Consider the following 18,469-nt stretch of genomic DNA (forward strand, 5'->3'; position numbering starts at 1 on the left):
CAATCATTTTCGGAAAATCCTTGTAATTTTATGCCAAATATTGTTATTCGAAACCATCAATGGCGGGGCTTGTCCAAACGCCCGATCGCTCGCTACGGCTTCGGCGTTCTGGAGCAAATAATCCCTCCACTCGGTCCCCATCACCTCCTCGATTTCCTGATAGGCTTCCCTCATCTTAAACCCCCGGCGCTCCACATGATGCGCATCCGAGGAAACGAGATGAATGAGTCCCTCGCGGCACAGCGTCCACGCGGATTCCTGGCACCGCTTGCCGAAGCCCCCCAGCAACGAAGCTGCCGTCACCTGGGCAAAAGCACCCGCCTCGACCAGCTCGGCCAGCCGCTGCGGCTGTCTCATGATCGGCGCGTTGCGTTCGGGATGGGGAATAATCGGTGTTAGTCCCAACACCCTCAGCTCATGCAGCAAATCGGTCATACCGGACGGAATCTCCGTGAACGGCATCTCGACTAATATGTAGGAAGAGTTGCCCAGGGTCAACAGCTCACCACGTCCCCACGCATCCAGCAGATCGTTGTGGACGCGGATTTCTTGGCCTGGCAGCATTCGGATCGCGATTCCCTCGGCATCCAATCGCGATTGCAGCTCATCGGTCAACGAGCGTACGCCATCGGCAGGATTACGCCAGGAACCGCTCGCATGGTGCGGCGTCGCGATGATTGTCGTGATTCCCTCAGCCGCTGCTGTACGGGCCATCGCCAGTGACGATTCCCAGTCCTCTGCGCCATCATCAATCCCGGGCAAAATATGTGTATGTATGTCGATCATTGTGACTCTCCTTTATATTCCAGACGAGTGTAGCCTATTTAAGCTATCACCCATTCTATCATAGGTTGAATCACAAATTGTCAAAAAAAGCCTCGTTAATCCGTCTAAAACACCCGATTTCATGTCTATTTCTTGTCGAATAGGGTCAAAAACAACAAAAAAAAGCACCACATGGTACATACTGTACCACGCGGCGCTTAACAATTCGCTTACAAATTGTAGAACTTTAGCATTTCTTTAGGCAGCGTTCCCGAGATGAGAGAATGCTCATATGATTCTCATCAAGAACCTTTACTAGGATCAAAAGAGCTCTTGAGCGATACGATCCGGTTGAACACCGGACGCTCGGGAGAGGTCAGCTTGGGATCCACATTGAAGTAACCGTGGCGGAAGAATTGGAACTTGTCGCCGCCTTGGGCACGCTGCATGTCCGGCTCAACGAAGCCTTGCAGCACTTGCATGGACTCCGGGTTAATGCAATCGAGGAACGACTTGCCTTCCTCATCGGCCTCATCCGTGATCAGCGGCTCGAACAAACGGAACTCCGCAGGAACAGCCTGAGACGCATCGACCCAGTGGATCGTGCCCTTGACCTTTCGGCCGGTGAAGCCGGAGCCGCTCTTGGTCGCCGGGTCATACGTGCAGCGCAGCTCGATGACTTCGCCTTGCTCGTCCTTGATGACCTCTTGGCATACGATGAAGTATGCGTGCTTCAGCCGCACCTCGTTGCCAGGGAACAGACGGAAGTATTTGTTCGGCGGATTCTCCATGAAATCATCACGCTCGATATAGATTTCGCGGGAGAACGGAATATGCCGTACACCCATCTCTTCATTCTCGGCGTTGTTCTCCGCTTCGAGCAGCTCGCTCTCGCCCTCGGGATAGTTGGTGATGACGACCTTGAGCGGCCGCACGACCGCCATTGTCCGCAGCGCCTTGAGCTTCAGATCCTCCCGGATAAAATGCTCCAGAAAACGCTCATCGACCTTGCTGTTGGCCCGTGCCACACCGATCTCGCGGCAGAACGAGCGGAGCGCTTCGGCCGTGTACCCTTTTCTACGCATCCCCGAGATTGTCGGCATCCGCGGGTCGTCCCAACCATCCACTTCACCTTCGTCTACGAGCGACTTCAAGAGCCGCTTGCTCATGACGGTGTTGGTGATGTTCAGGCGGGCAAATTCGTACTGGCGAGGCTGTGCCTCCATCTCGCACTCCTGGATCACCCAGTCGTAGAGCGGACGATGATCCTCGAACTCGAGCGTACAGATCGAATGCGTCACCCCTTCGATTGCATCGCCGAGCGGATGCGCGTAATCATACATCGGATAAATGCACCAGTCATCCCCAGTCCGATGGTGATGCGTATGTGCGATGCGATAGAGTACCGGATCACGCATGTTCATGTTAGGGGACGTCATATCGATCTTGGCCCGCAATACTTTGGCCCCGTCGATATATTTGCCATCTCGCATCTCGTCGAACAACGCCAGGTTCTCATCCACGCTCCGATTACGGTACGGGCTCGCCTGCCCCGGCTCGGTCAGTGTACCGCGCGTTTCACGGATCTGCTCCGCATTCAGATCACATACATAAGCTTTTCCTTTGCGAATCAGCAGTTGGGCCCGCTCATACATTTCCTCGAAATAATCCGAAGCGAACCGCAGCTCGTCCCATTCGAAGCCCAGCCATTTGACATCCTCCTGGATCGATTCCACATACTCAGTATCTTCCTTGAGTGGATTCGTATCGTCGAACCGCAGATTGGTCCGGCCCTTGTATTCGTCGGCCAACTCAAAGTTCAGACAGATCGACTTGGCATGTCCGATGTGCAGATAGCCATTAGGCTCGGGGGGGAACCGGGTGACGATGGTATCCATCTTGCCGGCGCTCAGGTCGCCTTCCACGATCGTTTTGATAAAATTCGAAGATGAGGACTTTGTGTCCGCTACTGCCTTATTTTCCATAATGATCAACCTTCCCGCATGGTAATGTCTCATCCTCTTATCATACACCACTTTGCGTTGGAATATAAGGGAAGACAATAGAAACGGGAGGGACAAAGTAATGGCAACCTTTGCGTCCTTCATAACGTTTTAAATAGAGTGGAACCTTTTGGTGCATCATAGCAATATGATGCTTTTTGACGTTGGTTTTGAGGGTTGTAGCACATTTTTTTGAAAAAAAGTGATCCGTTTCGTCTGTTTTAACGTATTACTTTTTAATAGTTCTAAATACTCATTTTCAATAGACTTTTTCATCAAATGCTAGAGACCGCGTTCACTCCCTAATTTTTGGAGGATTTACGTGGTTGTAGACAGGATAGATGCGGAGCGGATGATTCGATTTTCGTGCAACAAGCCCATGATCATGCTATAATTAGTTGCCTTTAACGATTGATCTGAATTAATATAGGTCTTAAGACCGGTTTAATTATACCTATATTTGGTTAATATTTTGTGATTAAAATCCTACAGTCGGTTTAAGAAGTAAGTATAAAGTCCTCCAGGGGGTTGTGCAGATGTTTTCCAAACGATTGAAGTTGCTTCGGAAGAAAAGGAAGTTCTCCATGCAGGAGTTAGCAGATGAAGTAGGCGTTGCGAAGAGTACATATGCCGGGTATGAATCGGGGTACCGTCAGCCGACACTGGAGACGATCCAGCAGATTGCCAAAAAGCTCAACACGTCAGCTGATTACTTGTTGGGCCTTACGGACTACATTGAGCCACAGGAGCCCAGCAGCAATGCAAGAGAGCTGCTCAATTATGAACAGCTCCATTGGGATGGTATTCCGCTCGAAGAAGAAGATCTGGAGCTCGTGAGACGGCTCCTCGAGCGTGTGGTCAAGGACCGTTCGACCAAGGATCTGTAATATCGCAAGTGGCTGTGCTGGCCCTAACCCCCGCCCGCACGGCCTTTTTTTACATTCTGGACTGAATCTGGCTTGTGGCCCGATTGCGAATCGAGGCTTTGGCCTGCTCATATTCCTGATCCCAGGTCTTGCCCGCGGCGAAGCTCAGCTTCGCCTTTTTGAATTCGGCTTCGGCCTGCGCTACTAACTGTTCATACTGCCGGTCACAGCGCTCTTCAGCCACACTTACCTGCTCCATCAGATCTTGCTCGGCTGCTCCAGCCGCCGACACGCTATCTGCCTTGTCCAGATGGGAGATAATTTGGCTCAGCATGCGCTCGGCCTCCTGTACGCAGCTCGACTTGAGGGATTGCAGTTGACGATGATAGGATGCCGTCAGTTGTTCAGCAGTCGCGGGGCCAGCTTGACCGCTCTGGCCAGAGGTTTGGGGCGGTGTGGAGCTGGCCGCTTCATTCTTCTGTGGCTCCTGACCGCCTGCGGATGCAGTAGCACTCGGCTTGCTGGCGTCCGCCGTCGGTGCAGATGGCTGCGAACCACTCTGCGCGGGGGCATCCGAAGAAGCGACGGGGGCGTCGCCCTCCGCCGCGCCTGTAGTAGTCGAGGGGCCAGATGCGGGTGTATTACCCGGCGCCGCACCTGCGTTTGGCTGTGCTGCCGCTGTTGGCTGCGGGCTATCCCCCGACTGCTCGGCTGCTGCCTTGGCTTTTTTTCGGTGCTCATAGATAATCCGGTCCCGCTCGGCATCATCCTTCACCCCTACCGCTTCAATCGGGTAGTTCGGGTCCAGGATGACGAGGTTTTTGCCGTAGCCGGAGGTGATCGCTCGCAGTGACTCAATCTCCTCTCGCTTCAGCTTCGCGAGCAGCAGATCGCGGATATGTTGTTTTTCCTCCGTAGACAGTGTGTCTGTCGACTTGCCTAGCAGGTAGTACATCTCGCGAAAAGACAGTCCCGACTGCAGCAGAATCGCCGCCGCATCGAGGGCATCGTCGCTCTGAATCGGCTTGTCTGCCAGCGTATCGGCTTTGCTCACCGCACTGCTGAGTGAAGGTGGCAGCGCCCCGCCACCGCCCGCCTCGGAACCCTCGGCCCCCTCGCTTCCCTCTTGCCCTTCCGTGCCCGGATCGGCCTGCAGGACATGGCGCTCGCGGATGTCACCCAGATCCATCGACGTCAGCTTCCAATACAGCAACCCCGCCGCCGTTACCACCAGCAGCCCCATAATTCCCGTCGTCCACAGCGTAATCTTCCATACTCGCTTCATGCGTATCCTGCCTCCCTTGCCCAGTTCTGTTTAGCTTACTTTTCTTCCCTTACAGCACCATTCGGCGCTCGACTCCAACCTCTAACTAAACTTTCCTTACTTACAACCACCATCCGGCGCCTGATCCCAACCTCTAACTAAGCTTTTTTTACTTACAGCCACCATTCGGCGCCTGATTCCAACCTCTAACTAAACTTTTTTTACTTGGAGCGGTGCGAAAACGGCCCAGCTTAATGCAACATGATGCAGTTAGGCCCACCTGACTCCTCACTTCCTACCCCAAAAAGCAAGTAAGCCGGAAGACAGCCTCGCGGCTGCCTTCCGGCTGCTGTGTAAATCTCACTGGCGTAACGCCCACTAATCACTTGCTAACGTTACTGACTCGTGATCTTGCTAACCTTCCCGACTATTGCTGCTCCAACAGATCCAGCAACCGGTAGATAACAACCGCGCCCTCCGCACGGGACGTATCCCGATTCGGGTAGAAGCTGCCTTCGCTGCCGACGATGAGTCCCTGCTCAGCTGCGTAGGCTACGCCCGCCTTCAGTGAAGCGTGGATTTGGGCGCTATCAGCGAACACGCCGTCCAGCGATGCCCCTGTCTCCTCCACCTCTTCATCTGCCGTCTCCAATTGAACGCCCCGGGTAATCATCGTTGCCATCTCCGCACGGGTGATCGGCGCATGGGGTGCAAACGTGCTTGCGTCGCGTCCCTGAATAATGCCATAAGCATAGGCGGATTCAACAAATGGTGCGAACCAGTCGCCCGAGATGACATCCCCGAAGCCGGCCGCGCTAGCGCCATCTTGCGGCAGATCCAGTGCCAGGACGAGCATCTTGGCGAACTGGGCACGCGTGATTTTGGCCTGCGGTGCAAAGCTGCCGTTCCCTACGCCCTCGATAATGCCCTTGGCTGCGATGGCCTGAATCTGTGCACCCGCCCAGGAGCGGACACTGTCGATATCATGGAACGTGACCCCATTGCCAGCCTGGCTCACAATCGCGTACGTGAAGCTGCCGCTCAATGACTCGATCACCGTACTGCCTCCGTTAACGGCAGCCGTCTCTTGCAGCTCCCCGTTCACAATCGGCGCAGCCGAGACGATCTCCTCCGGCTGCTCGCCCGTACCGCTTGTCGGCACCTCGATCAGAATCGGCTGCTCCAGCGAGCCGACCGGCTGGCCGCCCTCCTGAATCTCCAACTCGTACGCCTCCGAAGCATTGCCACTGCTAGGCGGTGCGGATGCGCCGAAGCTGAATGTCAGATCAGAGCTGAACTGGCCGATTGGAATGTTCACCCGCATGCCGTCCGCAATGAACGTCACCGTGTTGATGTCCGCTTCCTTCAGGCTGGCCAGAATGTCAGCTGACAACCGGATGTCCAATGCCTGACGTCTGAGACGTTCGAAGTCGAAGTTCATGGCCGGATACAGGAACTCCAGCGATCCTCCGAGCTCGCCAAGCTGCTCGCTAATGATCCCTTCCGCCGCAGTCTGCTCATCAATGATCGGCTGTATCACCTGCAGGGACGGGGCAAATTGCGCCCGCTGGCCGCTCCGGTCAATCAGGGAGCTGATGTCCGGGGTGATGAATGGAGCCCATGTCCGCTCGGACAACCGCTGGCCCTGACGGATGAGTGCCAGTCGGCGCTGCTCATTTGCACCTGGTAATCTAGCAATCAGACGTTCCATATCCGCGACATAGCCGCTCAGGAAGTCACCGCCGCCGCGGTACACCGTCACTTCCTTCTGGAAGATAATGCGCTCCAGCGCCGGTACCTCTGCCCGGATCGTTGCTGTGCCGGAATTGGCATTGCCAATCAGCGTGACTACACCGGATGGGGAGATCTCCAGGTTGCCGCCCTCCGACACCTTCGACCATTCCAGCGCCAGCGATGGTACTTCAATCCCGAGAATGCTCAGCTTGAACGTATGCCGTCTGCCATTGGCCGATACCTGGACCTCTTCCTTCGCTTCCGAGCGCAGGTAGGCAAAAGCCATCGCTTCAATTGCCGCATTCTCATGCTGAAGGGTTTGGCGGAAGTTGAGGCTGGTATCGATGATATCCTGTTCGTTCACGCCCAACTCGCTCAAGATTGCGCTCACTGTATAGGTGTTGGTATCCCGCAGCACCACACCCAGTGCCGAGCGCAGCAGAGCGTTGCGGCGTGTCTCGTCCGCGAGCAGCAGCGCCAGCTCCGTCGAGGAGCGCCCGGCCAGCTGCGCCCGGAACTCGCCTTCGACGCCGCGCTTGCCTTCGCTGCCAAAGATGAATTCGAAAATATCCGGCACCGTCAGATCGGTCTGATCACCGTAGCCCGCTGCGGATGCCACCGCCACGAGCGCACTCCGGTAATCCGGATCGTTGCGGATCGCCTCCAGATCGGTGAGGTTCGGATCGTACCAGATCCCGCCGACCGCAGTGACGAACTCGAACAGATTCTGCTTGATGGTCGCATGTTCAGCCTCTGGCAGATCATCCGCCAGCTTGTTCCAGATCGGATCAATCGCTGCGCCATGCTCCTCATACGTCAGAGTGCGGATCTCATCCCGCAGCCTGCGGACGTCAAGCACATCCTGCTCCTCGATATGCAGCCCAGCGTGGATAGCACGCATCCGCTCCAGGAAGCTTTCGCTGAAGAATGGACGCTCATTGGCATAAGCCACGGATACGCTGGTTAACTCAGCCAGCCCTTTGCTGCTCAGCGGGATACCTGTCAGCGTACTTCCCACCAGTGTCACTGCCACCGTTGCGGTCACGACTTTACTCTTCCATTTCACAGTTCCTTCACCTCTCCAGTCATATTAGGTAATGCTAAATATTATTAAGTATGGCATACGAATTACAGGTGGATTAAACCAGCTCGCCAACCTGCGGCCGTTCATTGTACAGCGCTGGCCGCCCTACCGGATAGTAGGAGAAGTGGGTGTTCATGAGCTTCTCAGCTCCATACAGATTGCGTCCATCGATTAGCACCGGCTGCTGCATTGTGCGCTCAACTGCCTCCAGATCGAGAGCTGCGTACGCCTCCCACTCGGTGAGCAGGCAGACGGCATCCGCTCCTGCTGCGGCCTCTTCCGCTGTCTCGCACCAGACGATGGACGGATGATCCAACTGGCGGCGGAAGTTCGTCATCGCGACCGGATCCGTCACGCGCGGCGTCGCGCCCAGCTCCAGCAGACGGTCCAGAATCTCCACTGCGGGTGATTCGCGTACGTCATCTGTCTCCGGCTTGAAGGCCAATCCCCACACTGCCACCGTCTTGCCTTGGAGGCTGCCGAGCGCATGGACTAACTTGTCGATGACGCCAAAGCGCTGATGCTGATTGACCTCGACCACCGATTTGAGAAGCTTGAAGTCATAAGCCACATTGCCAGCAATCTGGATGAGCGCCTTGGTATCCTTGGGGAAGCAAGAGCCGCCGTAGCCGATGCCCGCCTGGAGGAAGGAAGCGCCGATCCGGCCGTCGAGTCCCATACCGCGGGCCACCTCGGTGACATCGGCGTGGACTTTTTCGCAGATATTGGCAATCTCGTTGATAAAAGAAATCTTGGTCGCCAGAAACGCGTTGGAGGCGTACTTGATCATCTCCGCGCTGCGGATGTCTGTCACAACAACCTGATCAGTGAGTGGCTGATGAAGAGCAGTGAGTCGCTCCACGGCTTGCGGGCTCTCAGCGCCAATGACGACCCGATCCGGGTGCATGGTGTCATGAACGGCCGAGCCCTCGCGCAGGAACTCCGGTACAGAGGCCACATCGAACGGCTGCTTGGTTCCCTTCGCAATCAGCGACTGAATGCGTTCATTGGTGCCAACGGGGACCGTACTTTTGGTCACGATGATCTTGTAGCCATTGAGCGTGTAAGCAATCTCGCGAGCGGCTGTCTCGACATATGTCATGTCCGCTTCTCCGCTTGCCAGCGGCGGTGTACCAACCGCGATGACCACAATCTCCGCCTCGGGCATCGCTGCCTCCAGGTCAGCCGAGAAGGTCAGTCTCCCTGCTGCCGTATTGCTCGCAATCAGCTCCTTCAGGCCCGGCTCGTAGATCGGCACCCCGCCTTCGCGGAGCAGCCGGATCTTGTCCATGTCCTTGTCCACGCAGACCACCTGATGGCCCAGCTCGGCGTAGCAGACGCCGGATACCAACCCTACATAGCCCGTTCCGATTACCGTTATTCTCATCTCGTCCACTCCCCGTATATAGTTATAAAATGGATTCCAGCTCCACCAGCAAATTAGACCGGAGCGCCGCCGTCTGGCGACGGCTCTCCTGAGCTGTATCTGCTCGACAACCGTAATACAGCGTCAGCACCGGCTCAGCGCTGGAGGCACGTACCGCACACCAGGCGTCCCCGTCCAGCTGATACTTAATCATCTCGCCCGCTGGAAGACCTGTCGGCTCGACGCGCGAGCGGTAGCGGTAGCGGATCTCACCGCTCCCGTAATCGCACACCGCGCTCACCTGCAGCGGCCCGATCGCCGCGGGCGGCTCTGCCCGCAGCTTCTCCATGGCATTGCGGATCCGCTGCCAGCCTTCCAGCCCGTTGTACACCAGGCTCACCTGGCCTTCCAGATGGTAGCCGTGCAGCTCACCCAGTTGCTGCAGCCGCTTGGCCAGTGTGAGCTTCTTACCCCGATAGTACGCCGTCATCTCGGCAATCAGCATCGCCGTCTGCAGCGCATCCTTGTCCCGCACGAAGTCCGCCGGCAGGCAGCCCCCGCTCTCGTCATAGGCGAGGCGAAATGGCGGGGCTGGCGCTTGCGGTTGCGCAGAGCCAGTAGCTTCATCGCCACTGTTGCCGGAGCCCGGTGGCTGAACTGCACTGGCCAAGGATTCGCCACTGTTGCCAGAGCTTGGCGGCTGAGCTGCACTAGTCGATGTTGCATCTCCGGTGCCGGAGCTCGGCCGCGGTGCAGCAATCTCCCCCAGACTCCCCTCGCCCTGGTTCAATGAAGATGTGTCTTGTGCGACTCTCGTCGAGACGAATGCAGCGCGAGGATGCAGCGACTGGCTATTCGCCTTCCCTACCGAGAGGTTGATCGTATTGGTGTGACGCTCAGCCAACGACATGTTCGCGCCCCATGCCGCCGGGCCCGTGGCCCCTTGGTGGAGGCTGCTTGGCGGTGCCGCCATCACCATGCTAACTGCAGCCCGCCGGTGCCCACTAGAGAGCAATTGACGCTTGGCGCGAAGCTTCACGACTGGCTGCACACGGAACTGAAATTTTTCCACTTCCGCCGCAGCCTGCTCTCCCTCCGTCGACAGCCGTTTTTGTCCTCTCAACGCCCCTGTTGCAGCTCCCGCTCCTGTTGTTGCGGATGTCGCGGATGTTGCGACATTTGCTGGTATTGATGCTGATGAGTCTAACTCAGTGGCAGCAGCAGAAGCATTCTCCACCGCTGGCCATTCCTCCATGGCTTCCGCGTCCGCCATCGCCGAAGCGATATGGCGAAAGCCCGGCAGCGTACGAACCAGCTGCAAACCGTAGCGGGCCGCAATCTCGTCCGCTAGCCCGCCTGTCAGCACGCTGGTATAGATGGAGCCACTCGCTGCTGATTTGTCCCGGCGCTTGATTTGCATCCCGATATAATCCAGCAGCAGAGCGCCCGTCTCATCCGGCCGCAGTGTCCGATACCGGCTTCCGCTCTCGCGGATCGTCAGGCTCAGCCGCTGTGCCTGCGGGTCCATAGCCAGCACGATGTCCGCCTGAACGGAACGCGCCAACTCCAGCGCAGGCTCCAGCGCTTCTGGACAAAATGGATCAGGATTTTTCACGGTGGAGAAGAAAGGATCCGGCCCCGCCTGCTCCTTCACTTCATAGACGTGCGTGTATTTGGCACGCTTCAGCATTCGCTGCAGTGCTTCGCCGCCTGTGCCATGCAGCGCCGTGAAAACAATTCCGATTCCAGCCGCTTTGTTCTTGCTGATCTTGGCGAGCGGTACACTCATCTCCAGTTGGCGCTGATAGGCCTGGTCCAGTTCCTTGCCCACCATGATAAGGCGGCCCTGCTCCAGCGCTTCCTGCTGACCCATCAGCGGAATCCCAATCTCGTCCTCCAATTCGGCCATGGCTTGTCCGAGCCGCCCGCTGGCTTCGGGAGCCATCGGCGAACCGTCTGGGCCATAGAGCTTGCAGCCGCTATATTCTCTGGGGTAATGACCGGCCGTAATGACGATACCCGCCGCAGCCTCCAGCAGCCGCACCGCACAGGATAGCTGCGGCGTCGGCCGCGACTGCTCCAGCAGATACGCCCGGATCCCACAATGCGCCAGCACTAGCGCTGCCTGCTGGGCAAATCCGCGAGACGACAACCGCCCATCATAGCCGATGACGACGCCCTGCTCCAGTGTCTCGCTCCCCTGAGCCTCCAGCTCCGTGGCCAGTGCACGGGCGATCCGCCGGATGGTATAGATATTGATCCGGTTGCTTCCGACACCGACCCGCTCACGGATCCCTTCCGTTCCCATCGCCAGATGGCGGTAGAAGCGGTCCGTCATCTCGCTGGCTTTGAGCTCGCTGAGCTCCTTGCGCAGGTAGCCCGGCAGATCCGCATGCAGCCAGCGGCGGTAACGAATTTGAATCTGGTGATCCAATTGTTCTGCGATGGCATTCATAGCTCGATTCCCCTTTGGCTTATCAGAACTGTGTAATCGACGACCACTGCGTACCCAGACGGACGATATCCTCCTCCACCAGCCGGACGCCGCGCTGCACCTCAATGAGCTGCATATCCGTATGCGCCATCAGCGTGTGTACCGCTCGTGCCGGGATGACCGCGACGTCACCTGCTTGCAGTAATCGGGTGGCCCCATCCAGAATCATCTCGCCGCGACCACTGAGGACGGTCCAGACCTCGCTGCGATCCGTGTGAAAATGGTAGCTAAAGTTACAACCCGCCTCCAAGCACACTCGCTTGGTGATGGCCGACGTCCCATCGTCATGCCGGACCTGGTCCAGCACCAGATAGTGCCCCCAGCGCCGCTCCTCGTACATCGGCCGCCGGTCGTCGTGCTGCATGACCTCCTTGATCCGGGGGCTCGCCGCCTTGTCGGAGACCAGAATCCCGTCGGGGCTGGCGGCCACCACAATGCCGGAGAGACCGAGCACCGCAATCGGGATGCCGAGCTCATTGAGCACATGCGTGTCCACGCAATCCTCAGTCATCCGGCCTTCGCCCAGCAGCGGGGACTTCATCTCCTCGGTGAGTGTGTTCCACGTCCCGAGATCCTTCCAATACCCGTCATACCGCAGCACCTCAATGTGCGCCGCCTGCTCCACCACCTCGTAGTCGAAGCTGGTTTTCTTCAGACGATCATACTGCTGCAGCATCCCGTCATAGTGAATCGGCAGTCCGCGGTCGATCAGCAGCTGAATCAGATAGCCCAGCCGGAAGGCAAAGACGCCACAATTCCACAGCGCCCCCTCCGCGATCAGCCCAGCCGCCGCCGCCTCATCCGGCTTCTCCGTAAAACGGCGTACCCGGCGGCTGTGGGCGATTGCGCCTACCCCTGACAGCTGACCAGACCGAGCCTCCTCTTCGGAAGCTTCGACCCCAGTTGGTGCCAGCTCGCCGCGAGGGGACTGTACTGGATCGTCAGCATGCCCCGGCTCTGGAACAATGTAGCCATATTTGGCAGAGGGATAAGTTGGCGCCACGCCCATCAGCGCCATATCGCAGCCCGTCCGGGCGATCACCTCCTCCAGCTCGGTCACCCGGCGGAAGAAGCCGTCCTCCACGTAGGGATCGACTGGCAGCACTGCCACCGTCTCATCCAGGCTGACGCCCAGAATCGAGTAGAGATATACGGCCGAGAGGGCAATTGCGGGAAACGTATCCCGCCGACTCGGCTCCACGATCAGCGGCACCTCCGGTCCCACATGCGCCCGCAGCAGCTCCTCCTGCGCTTGCCCGGTGGCAATATACGCGGAGGAGCGGATGCCGCTCTCCCCCAGCTGCCGCCATACGCGTTCCACCATTGACTCCTTGCGGCCCTCCGGCCCCTCCAGCATGCGGAGGAATTGCTTGGAGCGGGCGTCATTGGACAGCGGCCATAGCCGCTTGCCCGACCCGCCGGACAATAAGATCAGCTTCATCGATCCCTCTCCCTCCTGTTGCCTGATATCTACCAACCGCACCACGCGACACCGACGCGCATCCCACTGCTGACGCTACTTGTAGCTCCATCAGCTGAGCTTACTTGTACAATTTCGACCAACACTAGCTACTCCAAGTTCTTCCTCTACTCGCACACTTCCAACCAACTCCGACACTCCAACACACTTTTCTTCCTCTATTCGCACACTGCCAACCAACTCCGACGTTCCAACGCACTTTTCTTCCTTTATTCGCTCACTTCCAGCCAACTCCGACGCTCCAGTGCACCTTTCTTCCTCTATTCGCTCACTTTCCGCCAACTCCAAAGCTCCAGTGCACCTTTCTTCCTCTACTCGCACACTACCAACCAACTCCGAAGCTCCAACGTACCTTTCTTTCTCTATTCGCTCACTTTCCGCCAACTCCGAAGCTCCAGCGCACCTTTCTTCCTCTACTCGCACACTGCCAACCAATTCCGACGCTCCATCGCACTTTTCTTCCTTTATTCGCTCACTTCCAACCAACTCCGACGCTCCAGCGCACTTTTCTTCCTTTATTCGCACACTTTCGGCCTTCTGCCCACCGCCAGTGGGCCACTATGCGCCTAGTCTCTCGCACTAGCTAATGTCAGCATCGTACATTCCCGACCAACTGTCGCCCATCACACCAGCGGGTTCACAACCCGCTCACTAGCCAGCTATCCTTCGGCCTGCTGCAGCTTGCGGCGGGCTTGGACCTCTCTGCTCGCCCCCGGCTGAATCAGCAGCTGCAAGAAAATATCCTCCAGCCGCTCATTGAGCCGGTGGATGTCATAGCTCTGCTCGACGATCTCCCGTCCCCGCCTGCTCATCTCCGGCCATTGGTGGCGGTTATCCATCAGCAGCTTCAACTTGTGCGCCAGCCCCTGCTCATCGCGCTCGGGCACGAGATATCCGCTTGCCCCGTCCTCGACCAACTCGGGAATGCCACTGTGCCAAGTCGACACGATTGGCAGTCCGATCGCCATCGCCTCCATCAGCACGACTGGGATTCCCTCTTGATCACCGTTGGCCGCTGTTACGCTGGGTGCCACCATCAGGTCCGATTGCCGCAAAATATTCAGCACCTCGTTCTGCCCCTTCGGGCCCACCAGCCGGATGTGCTCACCCATCTCTAACGACAGAATCAGTTGCTGCAGCTCCTCTCGGAGCGGTCCATCGCCGATGATCGTATACTTCACCTCACGCCCCTCGGCGGCTAGCGCTGCGGCAGCCTGGATGGCGTAGGCGACACCTTTTTTCTCCACCAGTCGGGCAATTGTCACCAAGCGCAGCGGCATATCCTCCCCCTCCACCGGCGGCCGGTAGGCAAACCGCGACGAATCGATTCCCATCCGGTGAATCGTGATTCGCTCCTCCGGACATCCCAGCTTCATGAGCTGTGTCCGCCAGCGCTCGCTGATGGGCAGGAACAGATCCCCCTGGCGAAACAACTCCCGGTACACCTGCTCGCCCCGCTGCTGCAGATACGAAGTGATGTCTGCCCCGTGAAAGGTCGTGATCAGCTTGCCCTTCAGCAGCCCAATTCCCTGCAATGCAGCCGCCAGCTTGCCCGTCGGTCCGAAATGGCAGTAGATGATGTCATACTCCCGCCGATCCGCCTCCAGCAGGGATACTGCCGAATAGAACAGGTTCAGCGACGAGGCCTCTCGGCCGTACCGAATCGGATTCAATGCACCCAGCAGCGCACCAGGCGCCTTGAACAGGTGACGGGCCAACAGCGGTAGGAGCTTGGCATAACGGGCCAACTTGCCGGGCGGCATCTGCCGGTAGCGGCAGCGAGCGTCCAGATTGTAGGCGGCGACGTCGGGGTGACGTGTGTTTTCCTGTCTCGGGGCCGTGGCGTAAATATCCACCTCATGCCCGCGATCGAGCAGCCCGGTAACCTGGTTCAGCACGAACGTCTCCGACAACGCCGGAAAATAATCCGCAAACACCGCAATCCTCATCCGTCCTCACTCTCCTCTCTTCAACTTGTTCCGTCCGCCATGCAGCGAGTCTTGTCAGTGACACCGCGGCGCCTTAACGGGCCGCTTGCAGCGCTCTTCGCCGACGGGCTTTGACAGCCCTCAGCTGATCAATCCACCGCAGCGCCCGCTCCCGGCGTCCTTCCCTCCGGTCGATGAAGTCCGCGCCTGCCAGCAATAGCCGGCCTTTGAACGAATCATGCTCATCCAGTGCCAGCTGCAGCAGCTTGCGTGCCTTGGTCAGGTCGCGGTCCTGGATGATAGCCGCCTTGGCCAGCCCGTAGAGCAGACCCGCCAATCGCTTTGACCGTTTGCGAAAAAACAAACTATGCGCCCCATACTGGTCAATCAAGTCCCGACCGGTGTCCATGCGCATCTCGATGCATTGCCGGCCCAGCTCGGCCAGGTATTGCTGCACCATCATTTTGTCGACCGATGCACTCACCCCGTCCGGCAGCGTATACCGGCGATATAGCAGTCGATCCACGCTTGCGAACTCCGTCACCATCGCCATCCGCAGCCACAGGTCATAGTCCTGGGTGAACTTGAAAATCTCACGGTACCCGCCAACCTTGTCGTACACCGACCTGCGGAACATGACCTCGCCGTGGGTGTAGACGTTGTTGCGCAGCAGCTGCGTGAGCGGCCGTTCCTCTTCCTTCAGCTTGTGAAACATCGCCGTCTCCCCGGTAACGATGTTGCGGTTCTCCACCACGCACCCGACCACGCCAACCTCTGGTCTGGCCTTCAGCAACGCCGCTTGCTCCTCGATCCGCTCTGGATAGGAGATGTCCCCCGAGCCGTGGATAGCGATCAGGTCGCCCGTGCTCTCCGCCACCGCCTTGATGATGGATCGCGTAAATCCCCGGTTGCTGTGGCTAATGACGCGAATCCGCGGATCCGTCCATTGTTGCAGCCGCTCCAGCGTATCGTCCGTTGATCCATCGTCCACGATGATGATCTCCAGATCCTCGTAGGTCTGGCTCACCAGACTCCGGATCGACTCGTCCAGTTGATCGCCTCGGTTGTAGTACACCGTCAGTACCGATACTTTCATGAATGGTCCCTCCTTTCTTACAGGCCGTTGAAAAGGAGCCTACGGTCACGGATCGATCTTCCGATCGCTGTTGTCCCCAGATTTCTTGATTTCCTAACCGCTCTAGCGGTTGAAATCCGGGGACAGCGTATGCTTCCGAAGCTAGCTTTTCTGCGAAAAGCTTTCAGGCGAACGCTTCGCAGCGTGTGCTTCCGAAGTCGCTTTCTTTCAGAAAGCGTTGACCAGATTCGATTCCGTGCCTCTTCGGCTATTTTCAAATGCCTTCTTTCACTCCGTTAGTCGCCCAATTGAAGTAACATTTTGCTCCTATTTCCACGCTTAACCCGCTTGTCGCTCTTTTCAAGTAACATTGTGCACCTAATTCAGTGCTCAACCCGTCAACTGGCGAATCCAAGTAACATAATGCACCTAATCCGACCCGTACTCAGTAAATCAGCCGATTTAAGTAACATTGTGCACCTGATTCGCCGCTTACCCAGCAAGGCAGCCATTTCAGGTAACATTGTGCACCTAATTCAGTGCTCATCCCACCAACCGGCCCAATCCAAGTAACCTTTTACCTCTTAACCCGCGCTCATCCCACCAACCAGCCAATCCAAGTAACTTTTTACCTCTTGTGCCTCACTCATCCCACCAACCGGCCGATCCAAGTAACTTTTTACCTCTTATTCCGCGCTCATCCCACCAGTCAGCCAATCCAAGTAACTTTTTACCTCTTATTCCGTGCTCAACCCACCAACCGGCCAATCCAAGTAACTTTTTACCTCTTATTCCGTGCTCAACCCACCAACCGGCCAATCCAAGTAACTTTTTACCTCTTATTCCGTGCTCAACCCACCAACCGGCCAATCCAAGTAACTTTTTACCTCTTATTCCGTGCTCAACCCACCAACCGGCCAATCCAAGTAACCTTACCTCTTACTCCTCACTCATCCCACCAACCGGCCAATCCAAGTAACTTTTTACCTCTTATCCCGCGCTCAACCCACCAACCAGCCGCCCTATCGTCCCGTCCTAACCGGCACAACTGGCCAGGACCTTCTAGCCTAGCTAGGCAGCCAGCCCCCGCCTACCCCGAGGGGGCAATGCGCGCCCGCAGCTTGCCGAGCTTGGCCCGGATCTCTTGGCGATCCTCGGCGGTCGGCAGCAGCACCGAGCGGAGTGGAATGCCCTCGCGTCGCACGTACAGCCAGACGAACAGAAGTCCCGCAATGCCATAGCTGATACTGGAGGCCACTGCCGAACCGATGGCGCCGTAGCCCGGAATCAGCATCAGGTTGAGCACAATGTTGACCACCAGCGCCAGCAGCGAGACCCGCATCGAGAACAGCGGGGCGCCGCGCCCTGACAGATCGGCATGCAGCAGCTTGAAGATGACCATGATGATGATGCCCGGCAGCAGGTAGCGGATGATGGTCCCCGACCCGGCGAACGCCGAACCGTACATCAGGTCAATCATGACCGGCGCCATCAGCCAGAACAGGGTACCGCAAACCACCAGCGTCGGTACGACCAGCCGGATCAGCTTGGATGTACGTGCCACGGCGGCCTCCGTCGTCTTGGACCCGGCACTGCGCGAGAACAGGATCAAACCGATGGCGGTCGGCAGCTGCCAGATCAGTTCGGCGATGTTGGTGCCTACCGAGTACAATCCGACCTCCGTCGCACTGGTCAATCGCTCCAGGAAGACGATGTCGATGCGATAGTTTAACTGAATGACGAACAGCGCCAGTGCAAAGGCGAAGCCCTTGCGAATCAGCATCTGCGGAATCGGCTTAACCACGCGAATCGAGAAGCCAATCTCTCCTTTTAACAGCCCAAACGAATACACCAGCGTCACCAGGAGCAGCAGCAGCTGAGTCAGCGCCGCACCAAACACACCAAGACCGAGCCAGCCGACGAGCAGCATCAGGATGATGAAGTTGAGCGCCGTTTTGACGATCTCCACCCGATTGATGCCACCGATCCGTCCCCGCCCCTGCATAATGCCCCGCAAATACTGGATGCCCAGGTTGACGGGTATCGTCATGATGCAGACGCCGAGCAGCCACCAACTGTACTGGCCGCTGTATTGGAGCAGGAAGATGACCGTCACGATGCCGACGCTCAGCAGGGAGGTGAGCAGCCACAGGAACGTGAGCGAGGACACAATATCCCGCTGTTCATACGTGCGCTGACCGATAAAAAACGCCGTCGCCTGCCGGATCCCCAGATCCGCAATCGTCACTACCAGCGTCGGGATGACCAGGATGGCGGTGATGATGCCCTTGCCCTCCGGTCCGAGCAGGCGCGCCATGATGACCGAGACGACAAACGCGCCGAACAGCACAACCACCCGCGTGCCTAAGGTGCTGACGATTTGGAAGAGCATGCCTTTTTTGTCCATAGG

General features: G+C 57.6%; 12 protein-coding genes. 1 reads left to right on the forward strand and 11 read right to left on the reverse strand.

Features of this window, described 5'->3' with window-relative positions:
• Positions 1–3 precede the first annotated feature (3 nt).
• Together F556_RS0125840 and F556_RS0125845 are read right to left on the reverse strand one after the other, a co-directional pair.
• On the reverse strand, positions 4–786 hold the full coding sequence (locus tag F556_RS0125840; protein WP_020619907.1) for a tyrosine-protein phosphatase: 783 nt from the start codon (positions 784–786) through the stop codon (positions 4–6).
• A 281-nt stretch (positions 787–1,067) separates the two neighbouring features.
• The gene (locus F556_RS0125845; protein WP_020619908.1) at positions 1,068–2,750 is read right to left on the reverse strand and encodes a glutamine--tRNA ligase/YqeY domain fusion protein; all 1,683 of its coding nucleotides are present in this window, start codon (positions 2,748–2,750) and stop codon (positions 1,068–1,070) included.
• A gap of 554 nt (positions 2,751–3,304) precedes the next feature.
• Here F556_RS0125845 and F556_RS0125850 point away from each other — a divergent pair.
• Positions 3,305–3,655: a helix-turn-helix domain-containing protein gene (locus tag F556_RS0125850; protein ID WP_020619909.1), complete on the forward strand. Its 351-nt coding sequence runs from the start codon at positions 3,305–3,307 to the stop codon at positions 3,653–3,655.
• Positions 3,656–3,704: 49 nt separating this feature from the next.
• Here F556_RS0125850 and F556_RS0125855 read toward each other — a convergent pair whose 3' ends face one another.
• The 9 genes from F556_RS0125855 to F556_RS0125900 all read right to left on the reverse strand — a co-directional run bounded on the left by F556_RS0125855 (position 3,705) and on the right by F556_RS0125900 (position 18,466).
• Positions 3,705–4,919, reverse strand: coding sequence for a hypothetical protein (locus F556_RS0125855; protein WP_026297498.1), 1,215 nt, complete (start codon positions 4,917–4,919; stop codon positions 3,705–3,707).
• A gap of 406 nt (positions 4,920–5,325) precedes the next feature.
• Entirely contained in the window at positions 5,326–7,698 is a 2,373-nt protein-coding gene (locus F556_RS0125860) for an S-layer homology domain-containing protein (RefSeq protein WP_157272954.1), read from the reverse strand.
• A gap of 73 nt (positions 7,699–7,771) precedes the next feature.
• A complete protein-coding gene (locus F556_RS0125865) occupies positions 7,772–9,103 on the reverse strand; it encodes a UDP-glucose dehydrogenase family protein (RefSeq protein ID WP_020619911.1) in 1,332 nt (443 codons plus the stop codon).
• Positions 9,104–9,125: 22 nt separating this feature from the next.
• Positions 9,126–11,537: a phosphohexomutase domain-containing protein gene (locus F556_RS36655; RefSeq protein ID WP_020619912.1), complete on the reverse strand. Its 2,412-nt coding sequence runs from the start codon at positions 11,535–11,537 to the stop codon at positions 9,126–9,128.
• A 22-nt stretch (positions 11,538–11,559) separates the two neighbouring features.
• A complete protein-coding gene (locus tag F556_RS0125875) occupies positions 11,560–13,017 on the reverse strand; it encodes a sugar phosphate nucleotidyltransferase (protein WP_020619913.1) in 1,458 nt (485 codons plus the stop codon).
• A 698-nt stretch (positions 13,018–13,715) separates the two neighbouring features.
• Positions 13,716–15,005 carry a glycosyltransferase gene (locus F556_RS0125885; protein WP_020619915.1) on the reverse strand — a complete coding sequence of 430 codons (1,290 nt, stop codon included), beginning with the start codon at positions 15,003–15,005 and terminating at the stop codon, positions 13,716–13,718.
• A 73-nt stretch (positions 15,006–15,078) separates the two neighbouring features.
• Positions 15,079–16,080: a glycosyltransferase gene (locus tag F556_RS35250; protein WP_020619916.1), complete on the reverse strand. Its 1,002-nt coding sequence runs from the start codon at positions 16,078–16,080 to the stop codon at positions 15,079–15,081.
• A 621-nt stretch (positions 16,081–16,701) separates the two neighbouring features.
• A complete protein-coding gene (locus F556_RS0125895) occupies positions 16,702–16,980 on the reverse strand; it encodes a hypothetical protein (protein WP_020619917.1) in 279 nt (92 codons plus the stop codon).
• 169 nt (positions 16,981–17,149) lie between these two features.
• Complete coding sequence (locus F556_RS0125900; protein WP_020619918.1) at positions 17,150–18,466, reverse strand: oligosaccharide flippase family protein; 1,317 nt, start codon at positions 18,464–18,466, stop codon at positions 17,150–17,152.
• Positions 18,467–18,469: the final 3 nt, after the last annotated feature.

The sequence above is a fragment of the Paenibacillus daejeonensis DSM 15491 genome, assembly GCF_000378385.1.
Classification (GTDB): Bacteria; Bacillota; Bacilli; order Paenibacillales; family Paenibacillaceae; genus Paenibacillus_D; species Paenibacillus_D daejeonensis.